Source organism: Rhizobium centroccidentale, from assembly GCF_030182565.1.
GTDB lineage: Bacteria > Pseudomonadota > Alphaproteobacteria > Rhizobiales > Rhizobiaceae > Rhizobium.
The window spans coordinates 14690-38084 of record NZ_JAQJCG010000009.1 but is presented as its reverse complement, the minus strand read 5'-3'; the positions used below and the strand labels follow the sequence as shown (position 1 = coordinate 38084).

The 23395-nt window shown below is 60.8% G+C and carries 22 protein-coding genes and 1 pseudogene; 3 read left to right on the top strand and 20 right to left on the bottom strand.

Annotated features, from left to right (window positions below):
- Positions 1-7 precede the first annotated feature (7 nt).
- From PH562_RS13855 to PH562_RS13820, 8 genes are read right to left on the bottom strand one after another with little or no spacing between them, the layout of a single operon-like run.
- Positions 8-1762 carry an FAD-dependent oxidoreductase gene (locus tag PH562_RS13855; protein WP_285173680.1) on the bottom strand — a complete coding sequence of 585 codons (1755 nt, stop codon included), beginning with the start codon at positions 1760-1762 and terminating at the stop codon, positions 8-10.
- Positions 1755-2870 (bottom strand): branched-chain amino acid ABC transporter permease, encoded by a 1116-nt coding sequence (locus tag PH562_RS13850; RefSeq protein WP_285173679.1) that lies wholly within the window; start codon positions 2868-2870, stop codon positions 1755-1757. Before PH562_RS13850 ends, PH562_RS13855 begins: the two co-directional genes overlap by 8 nt.
- 7 nt (positions 2871-2877) lie before the next feature.
- Positions 2878-3741 carry a branched-chain amino acid ABC transporter permease gene (locus tag PH562_RS13845; protein ID WP_113228596.1) on the bottom strand — a complete coding sequence of 288 codons (864 nt, stop codon included), beginning with the start codon at positions 3739-3741 and terminating at the stop codon, positions 2878-2880.
- Positions 3728-4450, bottom strand: coding sequence for an ABC transporter ATP-binding protein (locus PH562_RS13840; RefSeq protein ID WP_285173678.1), 723 nt, complete (start codon positions 4448-4450; stop codon positions 3728-3730). The genes PH562_RS13845 and PH562_RS13840 overlap by 14 nt, the downstream gene beginning before the upstream one ends.
- Positions 4450-5169, bottom strand: a complete 720-nt coding sequence (locus tag PH562_RS13835; RefSeq protein WP_285173677.1) for an ABC transporter ATP-binding protein — start codon at positions 5167-5169, stop codon at positions 4450-4452. The genes PH562_RS13840 and PH562_RS13835 overlap by 1 nt, the downstream gene beginning before the upstream one ends.
- A 50-nt stretch (positions 5170-5219) precedes the next feature.
- The gene (locus PH562_RS13830) at positions 5220-6500 is read right to left on the bottom strand and encodes an ABC transporter substrate-binding protein (RefSeq protein ID WP_285173676.1); all 1281 of its coding nucleotides are present in this window, start codon (positions 6498-6500) and stop codon (positions 5220-5222) included.
- A gap of 56 nt (positions 6501-6556) precedes the next feature.
- A complete protein-coding gene (locus tag PH562_RS13825; RefSeq protein ID WP_285173675.1) occupies positions 6557-7618 on the bottom strand; it encodes a maleylacetate reductase in 1062 nt (353 codons plus the stop codon).
- Complete coding sequence (locus PH562_RS13820) at positions 7615-8490, bottom strand: dioxygenase family protein (protein ID WP_285173674.1); 876 nt, start codon at positions 8488-8490, stop codon at positions 7615-7617. The genes PH562_RS13825 and PH562_RS13820 overlap by 4 nt, the downstream gene beginning before the upstream one ends.
- Before the next feature lie 98 nt (positions 8491-8588).
- Here PH562_RS13820 and PH562_RS13815 point away from each other — a divergent pair, with 98 nt between their 5' ends.
- Entirely contained in the window at positions 8589-9539 is a 951-nt protein-coding gene (locus tag PH562_RS13815) for a LysR family transcriptional regulator (RefSeq protein ID WP_285173673.1), read from the top strand.
- A gap of 54 nt (positions 9540-9593) precedes the next feature.
- Here PH562_RS13815 and PH562_RS13810 read toward each other — a convergent pair whose 3' ends face one another.
- Complete coding sequence (locus PH562_RS13810) at positions 9594-10580, bottom strand: hypothetical protein (protein WP_285173672.1); 987 nt, start codon at positions 10578-10580, stop codon at positions 9594-9596.
- Positions 10581-11029: 449 nt separating this feature from the next.
- On the opposite strand from PH562_RS13810, the pseudogene PH562_RS13805 reads away from it, so the two are divergent.
- Positions 11030-11251: pseudogene (locus tag PH562_RS13805) on the top strand (winged helix-turn-helix domain-containing protein); the annotation flags it as partial.
- Between the two features lie 210 nt (positions 11252-11461).
- Positions 11462-12763, top strand: a complete 1302-nt coding sequence (locus PH562_RS13800; RefSeq protein ID WP_285173840.1) for a tetratricopeptide repeat protein — start codon at positions 11462-11464, stop codon at positions 12761-12763.
- Positions 12764-12925: 162 nt separating this feature from the next.
- Here the strand turns inward: PH562_RS13800 and PH562_RS13795 are convergent, their stop codons facing one another.
- From PH562_RS13795 to PH562_RS13745, 11 genes are all read right to left on the bottom strand, one after another.
- Positions 12926-13762: a bifunctional allantoicase/(S)-ureidoglycine aminohydrolase gene (locus tag PH562_RS13795; protein WP_285173671.1), complete on the bottom strand. Its 837-nt coding sequence runs from the start codon at positions 13760-13762 to the stop codon at positions 12926-12928.
- Between the two features lie 89 nt (positions 13763-13851).
- Positions 13852-14442, bottom strand: a complete 591-nt coding sequence (locus PH562_RS13790) for an ankyrin repeat domain-containing protein (RefSeq protein ID WP_285173670.1) — start codon at positions 14440-14442, stop codon at positions 13852-13854.
- Between the two features lie 223 nt (positions 14443-14665).
- Entirely contained in the window at positions 14666-16117 is a 1452-nt protein-coding gene (locus tag PH562_RS13785) for a sensor histidine kinase (RefSeq protein ID WP_285173669.1), read from the bottom strand.
- A complete protein-coding gene (locus PH562_RS13780) occupies positions 16114-16704 on the bottom strand; it encodes a response regulator transcription factor (protein ID WP_285173668.1) in 591 nt (196 codons plus the stop codon). The genes PH562_RS13785 and PH562_RS13780 overlap by 4 nt, the downstream gene beginning before the upstream one ends.
- A gap of 180 nt (positions 16705-16884) precedes the next feature.
- Positions 16885-17229 (bottom strand): type II toxin-antitoxin system RelE/ParE family toxin, encoded by a 345-nt coding sequence (locus PH562_RS13775; protein ID WP_285173667.1) that lies wholly within the window; start codon positions 17227-17229, stop codon positions 16885-16887.
- Positions 17216-17491 carry a ribbon-helix-helix domain-containing protein gene (locus tag PH562_RS13770; RefSeq protein WP_095437326.1) on the bottom strand — a complete coding sequence of 92 codons (276 nt, stop codon included), beginning with the start codon at positions 17489-17491 and terminating at the stop codon, positions 17216-17218. The genes PH562_RS13775 and PH562_RS13770 overlap by 14 nt, the downstream gene beginning before the upstream one ends.
- An 87-nt stretch (positions 17492-17578) precedes the next feature.
- Positions 17579-18235 carry a class II aldolase/adducin family protein gene (locus PH562_RS13765; protein WP_095437691.1) on the bottom strand — a complete coding sequence of 219 codons (657 nt, stop codon included), beginning with the start codon at positions 18233-18235 and terminating at the stop codon, positions 17579-17581.
- A 40-nt stretch (positions 18236-18275) separates the two neighbouring features.
- Positions 18276-19655 carry an FGGY-family carbohydrate kinase gene (locus tag PH562_RS13760; protein ID WP_285173666.1) on the bottom strand — a complete coding sequence of 460 codons (1380 nt, stop codon included), beginning with the start codon at positions 19653-19655 and terminating at the stop codon, positions 18276-18278.
- The gene (locus tag PH562_RS13755) at positions 19652-20710 is read right to left on the bottom strand and encodes an ABC transporter permease (RefSeq protein ID WP_285173665.1); all 1059 of its coding nucleotides are present in this window, start codon (positions 20708-20710) and stop codon (positions 19652-19654) included. The genes PH562_RS13760 and PH562_RS13755 overlap by 4 nt, the downstream gene beginning before the upstream one ends.
- Entirely contained in the window at positions 20703-21737 is a 1035-nt protein-coding gene (locus tag PH562_RS13750) for an ABC transporter permease (RefSeq protein WP_285173664.1), read from the bottom strand. The genes PH562_RS13755 and PH562_RS13750 overlap by 8 nt, the downstream gene beginning before the upstream one ends.
- Positions 21730-23223, bottom strand: coding sequence for a sugar ABC transporter ATP-binding protein (locus PH562_RS13745; RefSeq protein ID WP_285173663.1), 1494 nt, complete (start codon positions 23221-23223; stop codon positions 21730-21732). Before PH562_RS13745 ends, PH562_RS13750 begins: the two co-directional genes overlap by 8 nt.
- Positions 23224-23395 lie beyond the last annotated feature (172 nt).

Below are 23395 nucleotides of genomic sequence, written 5' to 3'. Positions count from 1 at the left end.
GATTGCCTCACAGATCCAGAATTGTCGTCAGCACACGGCGAAGCTCGCGTTCCGGGTCAGCGACCGCCGCGTGCGAGCGCCAGGCGACGTGATGGTCAGGACGCACGAGTAATACGCCCGCATCGCGGATTTCGCGGGCGCGCGCCCAGTCTCCCGTCAGGTCCTGCCACTCCTGCCGCGGGCCGATCTTATGAACGGTAATCGGCAGGCCGAACTCTTTCGCCAGCGTCTTTGCCGCCGCGACCCAGCTGTCGCCGCCGATGCCGGTCAACACCGTGAAGACACCGTGGCCGGTCAGATCGAGGCTCGACACCTTCTCGCCGCTGTCGTTGAACAGCCAGGCATGCGGCAGTCGCGCACCCGGCCACGTCGTCGGCTGGAAATGCAGTTCCGCATCCTTCTCGAAAGCGGGTTCCGGCTGGTCGTCCTTGACGACAGCGTTCGAGGCATAGCGGTGGTTCATCTCCACACCATGCGCGTCGAACTCATAGACCTTGTAGGCAATCGCCTCGCGAATTGCCGTGCGCTGACGCTCGGCATCGGCCGTGTCATCGCAGCGCGCATCCATGTTCTGCTGCATCTTCACCGGATCGACGGAATCGAGCAGGCCGAGCGACTTGAAGATCGGCCCAAATTCCTCGATCGACTTGTTGGCACGGGTAACGATCTGCTTGGCGACCGGCGCGCGCTCCGCCTGATAACTGTCGAGCAGGCGCATGCCGGCCCGGCCCTTAAGCACCAGCGCGAGCTTCCAGGCAAGATTGAAGCCATCCTGGATAGACGTGTTGGAGCCGAGGCCGTTCGAGGGCGGATGGCGATGGGTGGCATCGCCCATGCAGAACACCCGGCCCTTCGACATGGTCGTGGCGTACATATTGTTCACCGTCCAGGTCGAGACGGATTTGATCTTCGGCTTGAGATCGGCAACGCCGACCAGTTCGCGTACCACCTTGGTAGCAAAGGCATCATCAACCTGAGGCGCCGGCTGGTTGATATCGTAGCCCCAGACGATCAGCCATTCGTTCCATGGCCGCACCATGCGCACCAGACCCATGCCGATGCCGCCGACGTCAGCACCAGGCTGCAGCACCCAATAGAGTACCGAGGGCCGGTGGGCGACGTAACGCGAAAGATCTGCCTCGAACAGGATATTCATAGAACCAGCCACGCCCATCTTGCCTTCGAAAGTCAGGCCGGCATGCTCCGCCACCTTGGAATTGCCGCCATCCGCGCCGATCAGGAATTTCGAGCGGATAGTCAGCTCCTTGCCGGTCAGCCGATCAAGACAGGTCGTGGTGACGCCTTCCACGTCCTGAACATGGCTCAAATATTCCGTGGACATGCGCGCCTGCGCGCCGCGCGAGCACGCCGTCTTGAACAGGAGCGGCTCCATATAGGTCTGCGGCAGATCGTTCATGTGAGTGGGCGATGAAAGAAGGTGTTCGGCACGCGACAGCGGATGGTTGCCCCAGCTCTGCATGCGGCCGATTTCCTCACCCGCAACCGCTGTACAGAAGACGTTCTGACCCATCAGATCCTGTTCGACTGCGAAGAGATAGGCCTCCTCCTCCACGTCGCGGCCGAGATCGCGCAGAACCTCCATCGTGCGCTGGTTGGTGATGTGCGCGCGCGGCGTGCTTGCCAGCCAGCGATAACGGTTGATCACCATCGGCTCAAGGCCGTAGGTCGCAAGCAGCGCTGCGGTCGCCGAGCCGGCAGGCCCCGTACCGATGATCAGAACGTCGGTGGTGATGTCAGCCATTTGGCCCTCCCTTTTCATCATGTAGCGTTGATCCGCCTCTCAGCAGGCGGCGGACCGGAAAGAGTTCCCAACCGGTGCGGCTGGATATGAGCCCCCAGAGGCCTCGTGGCGCAAACAGCATCGTGACGATGGCGAGCGCGCCGAGCGCTAGGAGATACCAGGAGCCGTAGCTCGAAAAGGCATTCTGCAGCAGGAAGAAGACGAGCACGCCGACCAGCGGCCCTTCGATGGTGCCGATGCCGCCGATCACGACGATGAAGACGACATAGGCGGTCCAGTCGGTGAGCGAGAAAGCGGCGTCAGGCGAAATGCGCGCCTTCTGTAGATAGATGAGGGCGCCGACCATGCCGGTCACAAAAGCGGTCCCCAGATAGACGACGATCTTCAGGCGGTGTGCATCGACACCGAGGGCACGCGCCGCCGTCTCATTGTCGCGCACGGCGGCAAGGCCAAGCCCCTGCTTACTGCGCAGCAGCCGGTAGATGAAGCCGATCGTCAGCGCAGTCAGAACCAGCGCCAGCCAATAGGCAAGCGCATCGGCCGCGGCAGCGGAACGCATGCCGAACCAATTTTGCAGTAGGGAGATGGCGAGCATGTCCTTGGTGGCTTCGCGCGGCAACGAGGTGCCCGTTCCACCGCCCAGCATCTTCCACTGGGCAAAGAGCAAGCGCCCGACTTCGGCGATAACCCAGGTGCCGATTGCGAAATAGGGACCATAAAGCCGGAAGGAGAAAAAGGCGGCTGGTGCGGCAATCAGCATGGCGAAAAGCCCGGCGAGCGGAATCGCGAGGATCGGGTCGAGACCGGCAAGAATGACGAAGCCGAACAGCGCATAGGCGCCGCAGCCTACGAAAAGCTGCTGTCCCACCGAGATCAGACCGGCATAGCCGGCAAGCAGATTCCAGCTCTGTGCCAGTGCCAGCATGGTCAGAATGAAGAAGAGATCCTGCACGACACCGCGCGACACCAAGAAGGGTGCGGCGGCGAGCACGACGATCGCGACAAGCGAAAGGATGGCGAAGATACCGGAAAGCCGCGTCCGCGTTTCCACCCGCCAGTCCGGCGGTACTGCGATTTCGGTCGACATTGTTTCGAAACCTGTGGTCATCGCCGCCTCAATCCACCGCCCGAGGAAAAAGGCCGCGCGGCCGGAAGAGCAGCACGAGCAGGAAGGCGATATGGCCGGCCAGGATCTGCCATTCGGGATTGATCGCCGCGCCGAATGTCTGAGCAACCCCCAGGATGACACCACCGGCAAGCGTGCCCCACAACGAGCCGAGACCGCCGATGATGACGGCTTCGAAAGCGTAGATCAGCCGTGCCGGTCCGGCAGTCGGATCGAAATTCGCGCGCATGCCGAGATAGAGGGCTGCGACAGTCACGATCATCATCGCAAGTCCGGTCGCGATGGCGAAGATGGAATTCGGCCGAATGCCCATCAGGCTCGCCGTCACCACATCATCCGAAGTGGCGCGAAAGGCGCGACCGAGTTCGGTTCGATAGATGAGCTGGTTGAGACCGACGATGACGAGGACGGCCGAGGCAAAGGTCAGAAGCGGCATCAGGCCGGCATTGACGCCGCCGAATTGCAGAGACGCCGTCTCCAAAGCACCGGTGGAGATCCGCCGGCTATCGGCAGTAAAACCTTCCAGAAGACCGTTCTGGATGACGATCGACAGGCCGAAGGTGACGAGCAACGGCGGCAGGATATCCTCGCCGAGGGTCCGGTTCAGCAGATGATATTGCAGCAGCCAACCGACGGCGAACATCAGGGGAGCTGCGATCAGCGCAGCCAGGAAAGGATTAAGCCCAAGCAATGAGACAAGCACCAGGATCAGGAAAGCCGCCAGCACGATGAGATCGCCATGCGCCAGATTGACGAGACGCATGATGCCGAAAACGAGACTGAGGCCGGCGGCAAACAGCGCGTAGAGGCCACCGAGCAAAACGCCTTGCAGAAGCGTATCAAGCCAGTTCATGGGTGTCCGCTCCGAAATAGGCCGCATGGATGTCGGCTCGGTCGAGTTCCGCCGGACGCCCGGTCAAAGTGATGCGGCCCTCCATCATGCAATAGACACGGTCGGCAACCTTCAGCGCCTGGGCGATATCCTGCTCGACGATGACGATGGCCGCACCCGCCGCGCGGATATGCGAAAAGGCGGCATAGATATCCTTGATGACCACGGGCGCGAGGCCGAGGCTCAGCTCGTCGCAGAGAAGGACCTCGGGATTGGACATCAGTGCCCGGCCGATCGCGACCATCTGCTGCTGTCCGCCCGAAAGAGCCGTCGCCGGATTGCGCCGTCTTTCCTTCAGGACCGGGAACAGCGAATAGATGCTGTCGAGCGTCCAAGGCCCGGCGACCCGCCGGCCATAACGGCCGATCTGGAGATTTTCCTCGACCGTCAGCGACGGAAACAGCTTTCGCCCCTCCGGCACGAGCGCGATACCGCGACGCACCACGTCGAAGGCTGCCAGGGCACCGATCGGCTCGCCGCGATGCAGGACCATCTCGGGCTGGTTGGCGATCACACCGGCAATCGAGCGCATTAGCGTCGATTTGCCGGCGCCGTTCGCTCCCATGACCGCGATGGTCTCGCCGGCTTCGAGATGCAGATCGACGCCGAGCACGGCCTGGAAATCGCCATAGGAGGCCATGAGGCCGCGGGTTTCGACAAGGCTCGCCATCAGACGTCCATCCCCAGATAGATCTCGCGCACCTCGCTCGAGTTCATGATCACGTCAGGTTTGCCGATGCCGATCACCCGGCCGAAATTGAGCACGAGGATACGCTCCGCCACTGCCGTCAAAGCGTGCAGCACATGCTCGATCCAGATGACGGCGATGCCGCGCTGATGGACCCGCTTGATCGTCGCGACAAGTTGACGGCACTCACCTTCCGTCAGCCCGCCGGCGATCTCGTCGAGAAGCAGCAGCTTCGGCTGTGTGGCGAGCGCGCGGGCAAGCTCCAGCCGCTTGCGTTCGAGCAGGGTCAGCGATCCCGCCGGCACATTAGCCTTGGCGATCAGGCCGGTATCGACAAGGATATCGGCACAGAGAGCAGCGACATCGCTTTCCCGCGCCTTGGCGCCGAAAGCGCCGGCGACCAGCAGGTTTTCATAGGCAGTCAGACGCTCGAAAGGCTGCGGGATCTGGAAGGTGCGGCCCATGCCGGCAAGGCAACGTTGCATCGGCGGCACATGGGTGACATCGCGGCCGTCGAACTGGATCGATCCTTCGGCGACGGAGAGATTGCCGTTGATAAGATTGAACAGCGTCGATTTGCCGGCGCCGTTCGGTCCGATGACTCCGAGCGCCTCGCCAGGCTCCACGGAGAAACCGATATCTTCGGCGACGACGAGCGCGCCGAACGATTTCGAAACTCCCTTCAATTCCAGTATGGGCATTGTCGTTCTCCGTTGGAGGCTGCCCGACGGCAAGCCGGGCAGCCCTCCTCTCACGCCAGGGCTTCGAGCTTGCCGCCAAGCGGCACGTTGGGCGCCAACCCGTTTTCGACGACGACGAGATCGTAGCCACCGCCGGATTTCAGCCGCCATTGGCCGCCGACCAGCGGTGTCTTGGCGACATTTTTCTGCGCGAAGGGCGGCAGCTTCTCGTTGCCCCAGGCGATCGGCCCGACGAGCGTGTCGAGCTTGGTTTCGCCGATCGCCTTGGCGACGGCCTGGGCATCATCAGCATCCCCGGTCCGCGTCATGACATCGACGGCAAGCTCGAACAGTGCATGGGCAAAGCCGATGGGCTGGGTCCATGGGCGGCCGGTTGTCTTGGTGAAAGCGGCCGCCACGGCGGCCGCGGTCTCGCCCGTCAGCGACGATTTGAACGGATGCGTCGGCGTCCACCAGACCTCGGTCGAGAGATTGTGGCCGGCATTTCCCAGTGCTTCGACGGTCTGCGGGAAGAGGAGCGCCTTGCCGATCGAGGCGACCTTCGGCTTTAGGCCTTGCTGCTTGGCCTGGTTCCAGAATGTGGTCAGATCGGGCGGGATCATCACCCCGGTCAAAATATCGGTCTTCGCTTGCTTGAAAGCATTGATCTGAGCCGAAAAATCATCCGTGAGGTTCTGGTAGCGGCCGGTATCCGTCAGTCCGTAGCCGAGCTTTTCCAGAACCGGCGGGAAACCGACGAACTTGTCGCCCCAGGCATTGCCGTCACCATCGTTCGGGAACAGACCGCCAACCTTCTTATTGGTCTCGATCTGACTCCACATGCCGGTGTAAACGGCAATGATATCCTCAAGGCCCCAGAAGAAATGGTAGGCATAGTTAAAGGGCTTCCACGAGGCGGGATCGCCCGGATTGCCTTGTTGACCGATGAACCAGGGCTGCCACGGCGCGACCGTGGAAATGCAAGGCATTTCCTCGCCCTCGCAGGTCGTCGAGACCGGATTGGTCGTTTCCGGCGTCGAGGATACGAGCATCAGGTTGATCTGGCTGTCGACGATCAGCTCCTTTGCGACCTCGGCAGCGCGGTTCGGGTTCGACTGGCTGTCCTTGACCACGACCTCGTAGTTCAGGCCCTTTGCCTTCGTCGTTGCCAGAAAGGCATCGATGACGAACTTGTCAGCTTCGCCGAAAGCGGCGAGCGGCCCCGTCTGTGGGCTGACATAGCCAAGCTTGATTGCCGCATTCTTGGCAATCGCCGGCATGGGCAGGCCCGAGCTTGCAATCAGCGCGCCGCCGGCTGCCGTCGTCTTCAGAAAATCGCGTCTCGTGAACATGTTTCCTCCCCTCATTGCCTCTCCTCCCAAAGAGTGCGCCAACAGGCGCCTATGTCTCAGCCCGTAGGCCGCCGGCCCTCCCAGGCATCCTGCAGAAGCTGGCGGATCGCACCCCGATCGATCGGTCGCGGATTCCAGTACGGATTCTCGACAGCGATCGCAGCCGCGCGATCGAGATCGGCTTCCGTCAGCCCGAATTCCTTGAGCGACAATGGCGATCCGATCGCCTTGGCGAAATCCCAGAGCCCACCACCGATGGAGCCGCTGAAAATAGCGGCCGCTTCTACCAGCTCCGATGCCGCGGCTGCGGCATTGAAGGCGGCCGTATGCGGCAGCATCACCGCATGGGTTTCGGCATGCGGCGTATCGAAGGAGCCGCCGAGCGTGTGACAAATCTTGTGATGCAACGCCATGCCGACCGTGCCGAGCACCGAGCCGCAGAGCCAGGCGCCGTAAAGCGCATCGCTGCGCGCCTCTGCGTTCTTGGGATCGTTGACGATAACAGGCAGGCTTCGGGCAAAGGCCCTCAGGCCTTCCAATGCCATCAGGCTCGAAATCGGATTGCGGTCTTGCGCATAAAGCCCCTCGACGGCATGGGCCATGGCGTTGAGCCCACTCGTCACGCTCGTGGCGACCGGCAGTCCGAGTGTCAACGCCGGATCGTAAATCACGATCTCCGGCAATATCCTGGCATCGCGTACCGTCGTCTTGCGGCCACCTTCGGTCTGCCCGAGGATCGGCGTCACCTCCGACCCGGCATAGGTCGTAGGAATGACGATCTGGAGAAGATCGGTGCGATAGGCAATCGCCTTGCCGAGCCCGGTTGTCGATCCGCCGCCGAGCGAGACGACGCAGTCCGCTCCGGTTTCCGCCACCAGCCGCATCGCCGCCTCGGTCACCTCGACAGGCGTGTGCATTGTCGCGCCTGAGAAGACGCCGCAGGCAAGCGGCCCGATCTCTTTGGCCAGCGCCTCCGCATCAGCCTTCTGATGCGGCGTCGAGAGCACCAGGGCCCGCTTGCAGCCGGCTTTTGCCACCCATTCCGCCACCCGGCTCCGGCTGCCGGCACCGAAGACGATCTGGGCGGGGCTGCCCGCATAGGAAAAATCCTGGGTCATCCTGCCCTCCCCGGCTTTGTTCGCACCATGACGAAGGTGAGGCTCACCGCCTTCGCGCGCTGTCCATCGATCTCGGCCGGCTCGAAGCAGACAATGAGCTCAGGCCGCACCCCGAAAAGGGCATCCTCGCCAAGATGTGGGTCGTTCGCATCGTAGATGTGGGTCGTGATCGTCTCGAAGCCCTCGGCACGAACGACGAAATGCAGGTTCGCCGGGCGGCGCAGCGGATAGCCGGCCTCGGCGAGCAGCCGCCCAACCGGGCCATCATCCGGCACGCCGTAGCCCGACGGCATGACGGAGCGATAATGGAAGCGTCCATCGGTATCCGTGCGAAACAAGCCACGCAGATTATGTTCCGGCTGCAAATCCGGCTGCTGGTTCTCGTAAAAGCCCTCGGCATTTGCCTGCCAGGTTACGACCTCGGCGCCTGCGATCGCCAGGCCATCGAGATCCTGCACCCGTACGGACACCGCCAGCGGCTCGCCGACACTGTCGAGCGAGATCGAAGAACCCGATACCCTTTCTGGCGCATCATTACGGAAAAACGGTCCGCGAATGGTATTCGGCGTCGCCGCTTTCGGCCGCCGCGAATTGATTTCCTCGACCAGCGCCGACGCGCCGACGAGATCCGACAGAAGCACCCATTCCTGTCGCCGCTCGTCCGAGGCATGGCCCACGTCTGTCAGGAAGGCAATGACCTTGCGCCACTCATCCTGGGTCGGGCGAAACTGCTTGATGAGATCATGAACATGGATGACGGCGGCAGCGATCAGCCGTGACAGATTGCCGTCACTGCCGGCGGAGAAGCGTTCGGAGAAAACCTCCGCCGACGTCGCCTCGCTGAATGTGAGCGCCTTTGCACGCTCCGCCATGCTCATCCTCCACGATCCGCCGTATATCCGACATTGATACTAGCAGTCTGATTTGCATGGATTGATGATTTTGTTGCAAGACAATATAACGGATCGTTATGAAATTCGACGAACGTCACCTGATCCAACTTGCAGCGGTCGTGAAGACCGGCGGCGTTACGGAAGGGGCAGCGCTGCTTGGCCTGGCGCAGCCTGCCGTTTCGCGCACCTTGTCCATGCTGGAGAAGCGCGTGGGCGAGCCGCTCTTCATCAAGGGGCGTCGGCCATTGCAGCCGACGCCGCTTGGTCTTTCGCTCGCCGAGCACGGTCTCGTCATGCTCGCAGCCTCGCGCAAGGCGTCCGATCTCGTCGAAAGCTTTCGCATCGGCAAGAGCGGCGTCGTACGAATCGGCGGCACGCCCTTCTTTATGGATGCACTGATTGCCCGACTGTGCGCGGAATTTCAGACAAGCCATCCCGACGTGCGGATCGATCAAAGCTATGGCTACTTCCCGGATCTGCGCGCAGCGCTGAAGGCAGATCAGATCGACCTTGCCATCTGCCCGATCGACATACTCGACGAAGGTTCCGGGCTCGAATTCCAGCAAATTCTCCCGGGCCGCAATGTCGTGGCCTGTCGGGTAACCCATCCACTGCTTTTGAAGCGGCGACCGCAGCCGAGCCATCTGCTCGACTATCCATGGATTGCGCCGCCGCCGGGAAGTCCGTTGCTGGCGGACTTACGCGCCCTGCTGCTCTCCTTCGGTGCCACCGAGATCAAAATCCGCTACACAGGCGGCTCGCTGATGAGTGTGATCAATTATCTGAAATCGGCGGATGCGCTGACCGTCATGCCGCACAGTGTCGTTTTCGCACAGCGCAAGGAAAAGACCATCACCGCGCTGCCCATCACCATTCCCCATCCGGAACGCGCGCTGGCGATCCTCAAGCGCATCGACGCCCCGCGCGCCCCTGCCGTCGATCAGTTTGCAGAATTCGTCCGCGCAGGCTTCCAGGATCTGCGTCATCTGATCAAACGCCACGAGGAATCGGTGATCTGGGGACTGTGACGACGGCAGCCAGCAGGCCGAAGGCAAAGCTGCCTTGGAATTGCGAATAGGTCTTCAGGCCCACTCTTCCGTCAATCCTCCATCGGCGGTCACCACCGACTTTTCGGAGAGCGGCTCCAGAACCGACAACGCATTGGCGAAAGCATCATCTAGGATGAGCAGCTTGCGGGCATGCGCGTGCGCATATTCTTCATAGAAGCCGCGCGAGATCCACAATTGGGAGCGGCCACGCCGACCGCTCCAGCCGACACCTCCGATCGATTCCGCCGCGGCGAGCTTGCGGCTGGTGTGGGCTCGCGACAGACCGAATGATTGAGCCAGATAGGAAATCGAGCTCACATCCGTCAGGAGCTTGCCTTGCCCCGACAGCATCTCAGGGTCTATTCCGGCGACCAGCCGGTCCATTAGCAGTCCGCCGGCATCTGCCCAGGTGAAGATCGTATAGAGCGGACCAGGGCTGCGGATTGCGGGACTCGTGAGAAGTGCGTGCGCCGCAATCGGCTGCACCAATGCCAGCAGGTTCTCCGGTTCGGCGTGGAATCTGGTCGTCCTGCCGCCGCCGCCGATGAGATCGAGAGCTTGAAAATGTACGCTATACCAGTGGGCCAGCATCTGCAGTGTGAATGGCGCCGGCGCTACCTGCTCCGATGGCAGTCCGTTGGGAGTAACGATCGGGCGAACGACATCATATTGCAAGGCTTCGTCAAAGAAAGCATAGGCCGTATTGCGGCTGGCAATCGCATATTGCAGAGCGAGATTTCCAAGACCGCGCCGGGTCAGTCCTGCTCCGGACTCGCGAATTGTTCGAAAATAATCTCCCAGTGCGGCGTGGCAAAGGAGCCAGCGTTGCTGTGTTGCGAAAAGTGCTGCGGTGCGTGGCGAAGCCTCGTGAACCGCAACAAAACTGCGGGCCAATAGTGAGACGGCTTGGGAAAATACCACCGGCTCGAACAGACCGTCCGCCTCGCCGCCCGGCAACGCCCGGCTCGAACATATGCCACCTGCCGGCCGATGCATCCGAAAATCAAGCACCTTTCCCATGGAAAGCTCTCTCAAGATTGCCGGCTGGCTGCCGCCCAGGCATTGCTATGCCGTTCCGGGACAATCATGCTCGAGAAGAATGCACAATCCGAAGAAGCGTAGGTTGCAACAAAGAATATCCCTACAGTTCCTGCCGATATTGAGCACTTCCTCTCAGCTCATGAACAACCGCCGTAATTTTTCTCTATCTATTCAAACAATATTTGGAGCAGGCGGCGAGGTCCTGATAAGGCCCTGCCAAGGTTCTGATATTTTCTGAAATTTTTCTGATATTTATGATTTTGTTGTAAAAACTGGCACTTGGCCAATTCCGTTTGAACTTGCCACTCGACCAAGCAAGCGGCGTCATCCTTTTATCGATAGCGGCATCGGCACGTTGACTGTCGAACAAACCTCTCTTTATATTGCATCATATTTTAGATGGTGCAGTTGAGGATCATTGGGAGCAGGTGCTTTATTTTGCTGGATTCGGTCTCGATCCAGATCGTGCCGAGCTTCGCGGGCCTGATGGCTCCGCGATCCGGCTGCGCCCAAAGACTTTTGAACTGCTGAGGTTCCTCGTCGCGAACAACGGACGCGTTGTCGGCAAACAGGAACTGATGGAAGCTGTCTGGCCCCGGATCTATGTCGGGGAAGACAGCCTGTTTCAATGCATTCGCGAAATCCGCACGGCGCTCGGTGATACTGAGCGGCATATGATCAAGCTTGTGTCTGGTCGCGGTTATCTATTCACCGCTCAGGTAACTGCAAGGCAGGAGAGTTTGGCACCGCAGCCTGCAGGGCGGGATATACCGGTCTCCGATGCAAGTGTCATGGCAAATGGCGCTGGGACACGGAGTCGACGTGGATCGCCTAGGGTTTTGGCCTTCGGCGTGTTGGCAATGCTTTGCACGATTGCCGTCATTATCGGCGTCACTGCATCTTCCTCTCGCCTCGGCGATGCCTTGGGATCGGGTCAATCGGTCATCGAGGTTCTGCCTGTTGTCGATACTGTCGGCGATGCGCAGAGCGCCGTTTTGGCGCAGGGCATCGCCGCAGAAATGATCAACGGTCTCGCCACGATCGACAATATCCGCCTTATAGCGCCGAAGGAGCAGAGCCCGGCGGCAGCCGCCAGACCCACCTCCGGACCGAGCGGCGAAGCCGATTTTCTCTTGCAGAGTGAGCTGCAAAGAAGCCCGCAATCCTGGATCCTTCAAACACGGCTCATCAAAGCGAGCAGCCGTGAGATCGAATCGGTCGCCGAGGTGACGCTGGACGCCACCGAAGCTAGCGCGCAACGCCTTGCCTCGCGGCTCGCTGCGGGAGCCGGCTACGACGTTGCCAGCCGTCTCAACAAACTCGAACAAGCAGGTAGCCCTGCAGCCCTAGCCGGTGCCGCCAATGTCGCGATCCAACAGGCAACCGCGTCAATCAATCAGACGACAAAGGAACGCTTCGCGACGGCACGATCGATTCTTGAAAAATATCTGAGCGGTCAGCCTGAGAATGTCGATCTGCAGATCGCGCTTGCCACGCTGCATCTGCGCGGCATTCAGCTCAGCTGGTATGATCCGACCGAGAGCAGGACAGCAGAGAACGAGGCAAGATCCCTGATCGAGCACGCGCTGCGAACAAAACCGAACTCTCTGCCGGTGCTCGACATCTATTGCCGTTTTCTGACCGCAACGAACCAGTTTTCCGAAAGCCTTGTGGCTTGCGCAAGAGTGTTGAGCCTCAATCCGTGGGATGGCGCGGCGCTGTTCCAGCTAGGCCTGACACAGATCCAGCTCGGACGTTTCGAAGACGCGCTTGCGACATTCGAGCTGGCGAACCGCTTCGATACGCCGGCGGTGTCTCGCTGGACATGGCTGCTGGGCGCGGGATGGGCTGACATCCTTCTCAATCACAATGAAGATGCCATCGGATGGCTGCAACGCTCCATCGCAATCACCTCCGGGACGGGCCGGGCGCATATGCTTTTGGCGACCGCCTATCACCGATTGGGCCGAACGGACGAAGCCAGACAAGCTCTGGCGAAGGGGCTGGAATTGAGGCCAGGCTCGACAGCCGCGAATATCGCCCTGCCCGCTCGCAATACCAGCCCGATCTACCTCGCCGCGCGCCAGGACATCAGCCGAACGCTGATAGAGCTCGGGCTGCCGGCCGGCGACGAAGCGCAAAAATCGGACGACGGGAACTGACAGGAATGTATGGCCGAACACCTATCGCCGAGTGCTGAAATATTCAACGCCTACCCTAGGCAATGTCACTTAGACCCCAAGCATCATTAAAGTATCAGAAAATCTTTTCCGAACATCAAAGCCGGCGCCATAGGCGCCGAGCTTGTCGCAAAGCCGCTTGGCTTAACGGCGCGAACCGAAGGGACGAAGTGTCATGTGGCGATTGACGTCCTTGTAGAGCAGGTAGCGGAACGGACCTGGACCGCCAGCATAGCACGCCTGCGGGCAGAAGGCGCGCAACCACATGAAGTCGCCGGCCTCGACTTCGACCCAATCCTGGTTCAAGCGATAGACGGCCTTGCCTTCCAGCACATAGAGACCGTGCTCCATGACATGGGTTTCCGCGAAGGGAATGACAGCACCGGGTTGAAGAGTGACGATCGTCACGTGCATGTCGTGCCGCAGATCGGACGGATCGACGAAGCGGGTCGTTGCCCAGCCGCCTCCCGTGCCCGGCATGGCGGACGGCGCAATATCCTTCTCGTTCAAAATGAGCGGCTCCGGATGAGCCAGTCCCTCGACAGCCTCATATGCCTTGCGTACCCAATGGAAGCGGGCATGAGCTCCGGAGCGGTTGTGCAGCGACCATTTCAGGCCCGGCGGCAGGAAAGCATAGCCGCCCGGCTGGAGAAGATGCTTGCCGGAGGGCAAGGTGAGTTCGATCTCGCCGTCGACAACGAACAACACGCCTTCGGCCTCGGCATCCTGCTCCGGACGATCACTGCCACCGGCCGGCGCCACTTCCATGACATATTGCGAAAAGGTCTCGGCAAACCCCGAGAGCGGCCTTGCGATCACCCAGCAGCGAGTATCGTTCCAGAAGGGCAGATAGCTCGTGACGATGTCCTGCATCACTCCCTTGGGGATGACCGCATAGGCCTCCGTGAATACGGCGCGCCCCGTCAGCAAGTCGCTCTGCGGCGGATGGCCGCCAAGAGAGGAGTAGTATTTTCTTTCCATTGTCCAAGCCCTTCATTCTCATCGTTTCGGGAGGCTGAGGCATATGCCTCCCCGTGGTATTGCATAGTGCCGGAAGTCGGAACACCTCGTTACGTCGCCCCCACCGCCTCCAGTAATTTCACGATCTCGGCATGACCGCGACTGCGGGCATGCTGCAGCGGTGTCACGCCATCATTGTCGGCCAGATTGACGTTTGCGCCGGCATCTATCAACAGCCCGACGATCTCAACATGACGCGAACCGCCATCGCCGAGAATGACGGCCTCGATCAGGGCCGTCCACCCCAACCGGTTGACGTGATCGACATCGATACCCGCCTCGATCAACGTGTCGACGGTTTCGACGTGACCGCGTTCGGAGGCGGGAATAAGCGCCGTGCCGCCGTAGCGGTTGATGCTCTTGAGATCCGCCCCATGGGCAAGCGTCAGCTTGAGAATATCCAGATGGCCGCGAGCGCCGGCATAGAGATAAGGGCTGTCCTCGATATTGTCCTTGGCGTTGACGTCGGCACCCGCCTCGATCAGCGCTCGCGCGGCCTCCACCCTGTTGCCGTGTGTCGCGACAAGCAGCGGCGTCGCGCCTTTTGCATCCTGCGCCTCGATGGCGGCGCCGCTATCGAGCAATTGTTGAATGGCCGCAACGTCACCCGTTGCGGCAGCCTTGTGCAGTCGAAGGTCCATTGTATCGCCGAAGGCAAGAAAAGAAGTGCAGACAGCCGTCAGGAAAAACAAAGCCGATAACAGAAGTTTCAATATGCCCTATCCCGTTGCTGTCTCTCCCGGACCCTATCAGGGAACCCGGCTTCGGAAAATCGAATATCCAACCCCCGACCGCTTGTGAAAATGAAAACAGTTTCAGGATTTTGCGCGGCAATAGCTGGCACATGCCGTTTCAGCTCGGCACTTACGGCTTCTGCCGCCAGCCCATGTCTGCGACTACGACAGTCGGCGGGATGGAACCGATCTGCAGGCGGACGCAAAAACCGCAGCCGGTGTCTGGGAACGAAACTCGCCCGCCGTGGAGCTCGGCCGCCTTCTTGACCAAATTCAACCCCAGACCGGCACCGGACGAGCTGGCGTTGATGCGGCGGAACGGCTCGAAGACGCGATCGCGCTCCGCCAGCGGTATGCCGGGACCTTCGTCGCAGACATCGATCGCGCCATCGGCGCTGACGCGGACGATGATCGAGCCCTTTCCACCGGCGTGATCGATCGCATTCCGGATCAGGTTGACGACAGCCATTTCGATCGTCGAGGTCTGGATCACGAAGAGTGCTTCTTCGGAGCTCGGCTCGAAGTCGAAATCATAGCCCGCATCCATCGCAATCGGGGCAAGATCGGCGGCGATGTTTTCGACCAGCATATTCAGATCCTTCTTCTCCGCGCGCAATTCGACCGCGCCGATCGCCTGCATCTCCAGGAGTTGATGGGCGACGCGGGACAGCCGGTCGATATCATTGCGCACCTGCTGGCTGATTTCGGCCTCGGGGAGAAGGTCCGCTCGCGTCCGTGCAATCGCGATCGGCGTCCGCAGCTCATGGGCGGCATCGGCAAGAAAGCGATTGTGCCTGTTATACCCTTCATCCAGCTTTGAGAGGGCATGGTTGAACGCATCGACCAGAGGGATGATCTCGGTCGGCACCTTCGAGCGCTCGAGGCGGGCCGAACGGCTGTCGAAGTCGATCGCCTGCGCCTGGGTTGCCGTCTCCACCAGCCCGCTCAGCGACCGGCCGACGGCACGCGGCGTGACGAGAAGCGTCGCCACGCCGGTCACCGCCAGTATGGGAAAGACGCCGATGAAGATCAGGAATGCCAGAGCCGGCAAGACGTTGAGCCAATGGATTTCGCCATTGGGACCTTTGGCAACGTCGACCCGCATATTGATCCACACGTTCAAGCCGTCATTGTTAAAGCCGCGCTCAGTCGCCGCGACAATCTGCAGCTTGCCGACCGAGGTCTCCCGGTTCTCCACGGTAGCATGTGCTCCATTGCCAGCCTCCACCCTTGCCCGATCTATCGTCCACGGGAAGCTCTCATCGAGCGCGGCCGCCGGTATCTCTCCATATTGAAAGAGTATTCCCTTGCTGTCCCGGATCATGAACCAGAGTTCGGGATAGCGCCGCTTCAGCTCTGCGACCTCCTGCGTCTCGGCCACCTGCAACTGTCCGTCATCATTCCTTGTAATCTGCTGGGCGACAACGCGGACAGCCTCTTCATTGGCATCTTCCAGCTCCGGATTGATGATCCAGAGCCAGGCGACGAGAAGGACGAAGAAAAGAACAAGAAGAAAGGCCTGCAGGACGATCAGGCGTTTTATCAGCCCCCAGCGTAATGATCGGCTGCGCTCCAGGTTCATGCCTTCGCCCGGATCAAATAGCCGATGTTGCGTACCGCTCTTATCTCGATCGTGGCCTCGGCTAGAAGCAGCTTCTTTCGAATGCGTGAAATATGCGCATCCAAGGCATTCGAGCCGATCTCGTCTTCAAGGGCGTACACGGCCTCGACCAGGCTCGGCCGCGTGACAATACGGTTCGGGCGGCGCATCAGCGTCTCCAGCACCAGATATTCGCGCCGCGGAAAGTCGATAAGCGCGCTGCCGACGAAGATCTCATTGGTTCTCGGATCGACGCTCAGATTGCCGAAAGTCAGATATCTGTCGGAAACTGCCGGCCCTCGTCTCTGGAGAGCTCTCAAGCGCGCCAGCAATTCCTCGATCGCGAAAGGCTTGGCAAGATAGTCGTCGGCACCGCTGTCGAGCCCGTCGACGCGGTGATCGACGCTGCCGAGCGCTGTCAGCACGAGGACGTCATAGGTTCCGACGCGGGCCATGGCATCGGCATCCGCAATCGTCCGGACATGGTCGGCGAGCACATCGCGGCGTCGCAACGCTTCAAGCAGCGCGCGGGCCATTTCGGGCTCATCCTCAAGCAGCAGAATTCGCAATGACTTTTCCCCAAAGAACGGCGGTTGCCATCCTTCGCCCCCACTGACAGCCAAAGATTGCGGCTACATTACACACAGATTGCCGAAGTGGCATCAGGACGCTGCCAATGGGTCGCAACCGATAAGAACCGATGGCTTGGCTCGAAGTCGGAAACCCCATTCGAGCGGACGATTGGAGCATTATCGCTGCAGCATGCGCGCCAGCATCCGCCTGATATGATCCTGACCGCCGAAGAAAATCGCCGCGACGACGATCGTCCGGCTCTCCTCAATCGGCAGAAACCAGACGGCCGCCTTGTCGCGACGCAGGAAACGGATGCTCGGATAGATATCCGGCCGCAATGTTCCGATATATGGGGTCTCGACCAACCGATCGATCTCCAGACGGAGTTCGCGAATACGGCTGGCCGCGCGCTCCAGAGCTTCCCCGGACGGGTCTCCAAGATCGAGATAGGCCGCAAACAGATGATCGAAGGTCAGTTCGAAATCGAGATCGGCATCCCTGGAATATTCAAGGCTCCACACGGAGAGCTCGCCGTTTGCGCTCGATCATGCTCTCGATTCGCTCTTCCATGTCCTGAGCCGGGATCTTCGGTCCGTCGACGCGGCGCTGGATGAGCCTGCGCAGCCCTTCCGTCTCGGCCGCTTCCGCTTCCGTTTTTTGCCGCAGCAGTTCCAGGCCCTGCTGGAGAACCGAACTCAGGCTGGAATAGCGGCCCGTCTCGACAAGCGAGCGGGCAAATGCATCCTGCTGATCGGTCAACGATATCGACGACTTCACGCTCACGGGACAATCTCCTTCAGACGTCCAAGGTGCTACTCAGTCGCATACATGTCAAGACTTCGCGGCGAGACGATTGAAGGCGGCTAGGGATTATTGCCGTCGCTTTGCCACATCGTTGACCCCATCCAGATCCGGTGCCTGTCCATAGCTCATGTTTTTCATCTGCTGGATGACGCGTGCCATCTCTTCGTCATCGAGAATGGGCGGCTCGCCGAGTGTGAGCGCCTGCACATAAAGGCGCGAGAGGGTTTCGACCTCGATGGCAAGCGCAAGGGCAGCAGCCGGAGTCTTGCCGAGCGAGATCTGCCCGTGCTGGCCGAGCAGGCAGGCAAGCCTGTCCTGCAGCGCTTCGATCGCCGCATCGGAAAGAGCCTGCGTGCCGAAGGTGGCGTAACGCGCACAGCGGATCGTCGTGCCGCCCGCGACACCCGTCATATAATGAAAGCTCGGAATGGTCTTGTGATGCACGGCAAGCGTGGTCGCATAGACCGAGTGGCAATGAAGCACGCATTCGATATCCTTGCGAGATGCGAGAATATCGCGATGGAACCGCCACTCAGACGATGGCCGGCGCTCACCCTCGTAGCTGCCATCGAAATACATCTGCACCAGGTCCTTTGGCTGCATCATGTCGTAGGGCAGAGAGGTTGGCGTGACCAGAAATCCCTTGGGATTTCGCACCGACACGTTGCCGGCCGTTCCCTGGTTGATACCGGATGCATTCATCCGGCGGCAGATCGCCACCATGTCTTCGCGCAGGGTATTGTCGTCATAAGTCGTCACGATCTCACTCCATTGTCTTGATCAGGGTTTGCCAGCGTTGCCGGTACGATGAAAGTTCGGGAAGGCCGGAGATATCAGGTGCTTCGGCCGCCAGCGTCGCAGGCGAAGCACGCCTTTCATGAGACGCCAGCATGGCGGCGCCCGTCGCCGTTCCGGTCGTGCTGCGGCTGACGAGCACGCGTCGATCACGCAGGAAGGCCGCAACGATGGCGCCATAAAGGGGATCGACGACGAAATTGCCGTCGAGCACCACCGTCTCTGTGGGCGGAAGGTCCTGAATGCAGGCCGCGGTCAGCAGCGCCGAATAGAGCACTGCGAGCGTGAACCGGACGTCTTCCTCCTCCGCAAGCGGGCCTTCAAGACGGCCGCGATGGGCCGTGCCGGGAAAGAGCCCGTCATCCGAGCCGAATGTCGGCAGTGCAAAGGTAGCTGACGCCACGATCATCCGAAGTGCCTGCAATGAGGCGGGACCTGAAGCCTTTGCGGCGACGGTCGAAAATTCCCGGCCGCCCATGGTCAGCATACCCGGTGTCGGGTTGCCGAAGACATCGGCATTGCAGGAATGGCCGGGTCGCTCGACGCTGAAATCGACACCGCCGCCATCGGTCAATGCAACGATCCAGGTGCCTGTGGAAACAACGGTAAAATCGCAAAGATCGGCCGCCTGATAGCGGTATAGATTGGCCGAGGAATCGTGCACGCCGCACAGGATGCGCGTCGTCGCCTTCAGGCCGCTGCGTCTGGCGAGCTCGGGCTTCAACGGGCCGAGCGTTTCCCACGCTCGCCGCATCGGCGGCATGAGACGCTGCCATCCGCGGTTTGCAACGAGCGATGCCGGCCGGCTGTCGGCCGATGCCCACAGATGAGACTGCGCCGCAAGGCTCGTCACTTCGCTCGCCAGCACGCCGGACAGGCGGAACGCCCAATATTGCGGCGTGGCGAGATAGGCGCTGGCCGCCGCAAAGGTCTCCGGCCAGTACATTTCCTGCCACAACATCTGCCGTGCCAGATGCGCCGCACCCAGCATGATGGCGCTTGCCCTCTCGCGATAGGAGCCGGCAATTGCCCTGTACCGCGCATCGACATCTGCGGGGATCGGCTGCTCATAGTCGATCATCGGCATTGCAGCACCTTGTCCGCCGACCAGCACACCGCCGGACCCATGCGCGCAGGTAATGATCGCGCCTATATCGTGCCTGCGTCCCAGCTCCGTCAGGCTATCGACGAGCCAGTCCTCCAGATTGTCGAGATCGTGATGGCGGTAGGGCGGACCATCCTTCACGCTATTCGGCGTCGACAGCGTTTCCAGTACGCGGCCGTCATCAGTTGCCGCCGAAAGCTTCACATTCGTCTTGCCGATGTCGAAAACCGCAACGACGCTCATTTGGGACCGAAGAAACGTGTCGGCAGCAGCCACATCAGGTAGGGCCGCGCCGTCTGAACCGCAGCGACGAAGATGAGGATGCCGCCCCATATCGCGACGGTCAGGTAATTGCTGAGACCGAACTGGTTGAAGCCCGAGGAGATGACCTGCAGGATCGCCAGCGCCAGCATCAACCCGCCGGCCGTACCGAAGCCACCGAAGGGATCGACGCCACCAAGCACGGCCGCAAGGATCGTCACCAGCAGATAGGATTGCGCGTAATCCGCGCTTGCCGAGTTGAAGGTCGCCAGCATGACCAGCGCGGCGAAGAAGCAGATCAGGCTCGACATGACGTAAACGCCGACCAGCACGCGGCGCGTATCAATGGCGGAATAGCGGGCCGCTTCGATATTGGAGCCGATCATGGCGCAGGCGATGCCGAAGGCGGTACGCCGCAAGATGAGGCTGACGATGACAGCAACCACGATCAGCAGCAGGAAGATCAGCGGCACCCCCACTATCGTCGTCGTCCCGATGCGGCTGAAGCCGTCCGGTATGCCTGAGAGCGCCATGCCGCGGGTTAGATAGATGCTGATGCCGTCGATCAGCGATTTCGTGCCGAGCGTGATGAGGATCGGGTGAACGCCGGTATAGGCAACGAGCGCGCCGGTGATAAGACCGATGAGCAGGCAGAGCACAAGGCCGGCCAGAAGCGCCAGTATGATCACGGCGAGCGCCTTCCCCGTGCCGCTATCGGGCGTGATCAGGCTCTGCATGATGAAGGCCATCAGCAGCGCGCATTGGTTGGTCGTCGCGATGATCGCCAGATTGAGGCCGCCCGTGATCAACGGCGCCATCATCGCCAGGGACAGAAGGCCTAGCAGCGGCAGCTGGTACATGAAGGATTGCAGCGTGCCGAGCGAGGCAAAATTCGGAATGAACAGGGAGAAGCCGGCAACCAGAAAGACCAGAAGGACGACAAGCCCGGTATGGGCGCCGGGAATGCCCGACCGCATGCGCGTCATAAGGTCTGTGAGGCTGCTGTTGAGGTTATAAAGAAGCGAAGGTTCAGCCATTGGACGACGCTCCCGCAATGATGCGATGGCGACGGCTTGGCCGCGAACTGATGACGGTGATCGAGGTCGAAACCAGGATGGTGATGCCGATGACGATCTGGAAGAAATAGGAGGAGACGCCGAGCAGGTTGAGCCCATTCTGCAGCACGGCCAGAAGCACGATACCGAGCAGCACGCCGGGCACGGTGCCGATGCCGCCGGTCAGGCTGGCACCGCCCAAGACGGCGGCGGACAGTACCGCAAGTTCCGTATTGTACATGGCGTTGGGCACGCTTTCGCCGACCCGGTGCGCCTGCAGCAGGCCGGCAATCGCCGCCATCAGCCCGAGATAGCCATAGGCGACGAATTGCAGCCGGCCGATATTCATGCCAATCCGTCGCGCTGCCTCCGCATTGCCGCCCATCGCATAAAGCTGCCGCCCGACGGAAGACCGCGTCATCCATGCCCAGGTGAACAGCGTCACCACCACCATGGCGACGATGGGCAACGTCACGCGAACGATGTCGCCGGATGCCGTTTCCATGCGCCAGAAGACGATGCGGTTCGTCCACCAATCCGGCAATGTATAGATCGACTTGCCGCCGGAGAAATACATCAGCAGCGAGAAACTGACGCTCATCATGGCGATCGTGGCGATGATCGAGGTGATGCGCACATAATGAACCAGAAGTGCATTCAGGCAGCCGAGACCGACGCCGATCGCCAGGCCAAAGCCAATGACGACGGGCGCGGAGAAGCCGAACTGTGTTGCCAGCAGCGCCGCGCAATATTGCGCCACGGAGGCGGTTGCCGCGAAGGATATGTCGATGCCGCCCGAAACCAGCACGACGAAGAGGCCCATCGCCATGATCGCCTGTACGGAATAGGTTTCGAGCAGATCGATAATATTGGCGAGCGTCAGGAAATCGTGCGCCGTCATGGAAAAGACGATCACGACTGCGGCAATGACAGCCAGGAGCCACGCTTCGGGACGCCGCTTCAATTGCGCGACAAAGGATGGTCCGGCCGTTTGACTGTGCTCACGCATAGATGCGCTCCTTCATGTTGGCCTCGCTGACGTCGCCCGGCACCGCTTCGCCGACGATGCGGCCGGCGCGCATGTGCAGGATGCGATCGCAAGTCGCAAAGAGTTCGGAGATTTCGTCGGAGATGAGGATGATGGCGACGCCTTGGCGCGCCAGATCGGCCACCACATCGTAAATGCCCTGCTTGTTCTTGATGTCGACGCCAACGGTCGGGGAATCGAGGATCAGCACCTTCGGTCGCGTCGCAAGCCACTTCGCCAGCACGACACGTTGCTGATTGCCGCCCGAAAGGGTCTGCACGGCGCGATCGGCCGAGGGAACCTTGATGGCGAGCCGCTTGATCCAATCCTCGGCGAGCTGCCTGCGGGATTTATCGGGAATGAGCCCCAGCCGGCTTGCCATACCCCTCATGACGGCAAGCATGATATTGTCGCCGATCGACTGCTGCAGGATGACGCCGAGGCTCAAGCGATCCTCGGAGACATAAGCGATGCCGGCGCGTACGGCATCGCGATTGGAGCGGAGCACAAGCTCCCTGCCCTCAAGGCGAATGCTGCCGCTTTCGGCCCGATGCATGCCGAACAGTGTCAGCGCAAGCTCGGTTCGGCCCGATCCCAGCAATCCGGAAATCCCAAGCACCTCGCCACGACGGAGAGTAAAATCGATATCGGCGAACTCGCCGCGGCGCGACAAACCATGGACTTCCAGAATAGGCGCCGCCTCACCCATGTTGCGAGCAACGATCGCGTGATCGATATCGACCCCCGTCATCAGATGAGCGATCTTCTTTTCATTCATTTGATCGGCGGGCCAGGTGCCGACCTTGCGGCCGTCGCGCATGACGGTGACGCGCTCGGCGATCTCGACGACTTCGTCGAGCCGGTGGGAAACGAAGACGACGGCGATACCGTCCGCCTTGAGGCGGCCGACGATCCCCAAAAGGCGGTCGACCTCGGCCCGCGTCAGCGACGCTGTCGGTTCGTCCATGAAAATCAGTCGCGCCTCGGCTGCCAGGCCGCGTGCGATCGCGACGATCTGGCGCTCGGCCACCGAAAGATCGGAAACTACGAGATCGAGGTTGAGCGCAAAGCCGAGCCTTGCAAGGACAGCGCTTGCCTTCTCCCGCATTTGCTTCCAGTTGACCGGCTTTACCAGCCGGTCGAGATGGCTTTCTATGGCGACATTTTCGACAACGGACAGGTTGGGAAACAGGGATAGGTCCTGGAAAATCACCTGAATCCCCAGAGCCTTGGCGCGTGCGGGATCAAGCGGAAGAACCGACTCGCCCTCGATCTCGATCATCCCAGCCGACGGCGGATGCACACCGGCTACGGTCTTGATGAGGGTCGACTTGCCGCAGCCATTTTCGCCGACCAGGCAATGAATCTCGCCAGACCGCACATCCCAGTCGATCTCTTCCAATGCCCGCACGCCGCCGAACCGTTTCGACAGTCCGGTCAAACGCAGAAACGGAATTTCATCGCTCATCGATCCACTCCGATTGCCATGAATCGGCCGGCGGCGGCTTGAAGCCTGCCGCCGGCCCTCGGGAGGAACAGTCAGAACTTTTCCACTTTTCTTCGAATCGCGGGAAAGCTCTATCCTCTTGGTTCCTTACGCATTCCGGACGGAAAACCGCTGCGCACTTTTCCTGGAAATG

Coding starts and splice junctions, on each gene's coding strand:
- PH562_RS13855 (WP_285173680.1), bottom strand. CDS start 1,762: ATGGCTGACATCACCACCGACGTTCTGATCATCGGTACGGGGCCTGCC.
- PH562_RS13850 (WP_285173679.1), bottom strand. CDS start 2,870: ATGACCACAGGTTTCGAAACAATGTCGACCGAAATCGCAGTACCGCCG.
- PH562_RS13845 (WP_113228596.1), bottom strand. CDS start 3,741: ATGAACTGGCTTGATACGCTTCTGCAAGGCGTTTTGCTCGGTGGCCTC.
- PH562_RS13840 (WP_285173678.1), bottom strand. CDS start 4,450: ATGGCGAGCCTTGTCGAAACCCGCGGCCTCATGGCCTCCTATGGCGAT.
- PH562_RS13835 (WP_285173677.1), bottom strand. CDS start 5,169: ATGCCCATACTGGAATTGAAGGGAGTTTCGAAATCGTTCGGCGCGCTC.
- PH562_RS13830 (WP_285173676.1), bottom strand. CDS start 6,500: ATGTTCACGAGACGCGATTTTCTGAAGACGACGGCAGCCGGCGGCGCG.
- PH562_RS13825 (WP_285173675.1), bottom strand. CDS start 7,618: ATGACCCAGGATTTTTCCTATGCGGGCAGCCCCGCCCAGATCGTCTTC.
- PH562_RS13820 (WP_285173674.1), bottom strand. CDS start 8,490: ATGGCGGAGCGTGCAAAGGCGCTCACATTCAGCGAGGCGACGTCGGCG.
- PH562_RS13815 (WP_285173673.1), top strand. CDS start 8,589: ATGAAATTCGACGAACGTCACCTGATCCAACTTGCAGCGGTCGTGAAG.
- PH562_RS13810 (WP_285173672.1), bottom strand. CDS start 10,580: ATGGGAAAGGTGCTTGATTTTCGGATGCATCGGCCGGCAGGTGGCATA.
- PH562_RS13800 (WP_285173840.1), top strand. CDS start 11,462: ATGCTTTGCACGATTGCCGTCATTATCGGCGTCACTGCATCTTCCTCT.
- PH562_RS13795 (WP_285173671.1), bottom strand. CDS start 13,762: ATGGAAAGAAAATACTACTCCTCTCTTGGCGGCCATCCGCCGCAGAGC.
- PH562_RS13790 (WP_285173670.1), bottom strand. CDS start 14,442: ATGGACCTTCGACTGCACAAGGCTGCCGCAACGGGTGACGTTGCGGCC.
- PH562_RS13785 (WP_285173669.1), bottom strand. CDS start 16,117: ATGAACCTGGAGCGCAGCCGATCATTACGCTGGGGGCTGATAAAACGC.
- PH562_RS13765 (WP_095437691.1), bottom strand. CDS start 18,235: ATGGTGGCGATCTGCCGCCGGATGAATGCATCCGGTATCAACCAGGGA.
- PH562_RS13760 (WP_285173666.1), bottom strand. CDS start 19,655: ATGAGCGTCGTTGCGGTTTTCGACATCGGCAAGACGAATGTGAAGCTT.
- PH562_RS13755 (WP_285173665.1), bottom strand. CDS start 20,710: ATGGCTGAACCTTCGCTTCTTTATAACCTCAACAGCAGCCTCACAGAC.
- PH562_RS13750 (WP_285173664.1), bottom strand. CDS start 21,737: ATGCGTGAGCACAGTCAAACGGCCGGACCATCCTTTGTCGCGCAATTG.
- PH562_RS13745 (WP_285173663.1), bottom strand. CDS start 23,223: ATGAGCGATGAAATTCCGTTTCTGCGTTTGACCGGACTGTCGAAACGG.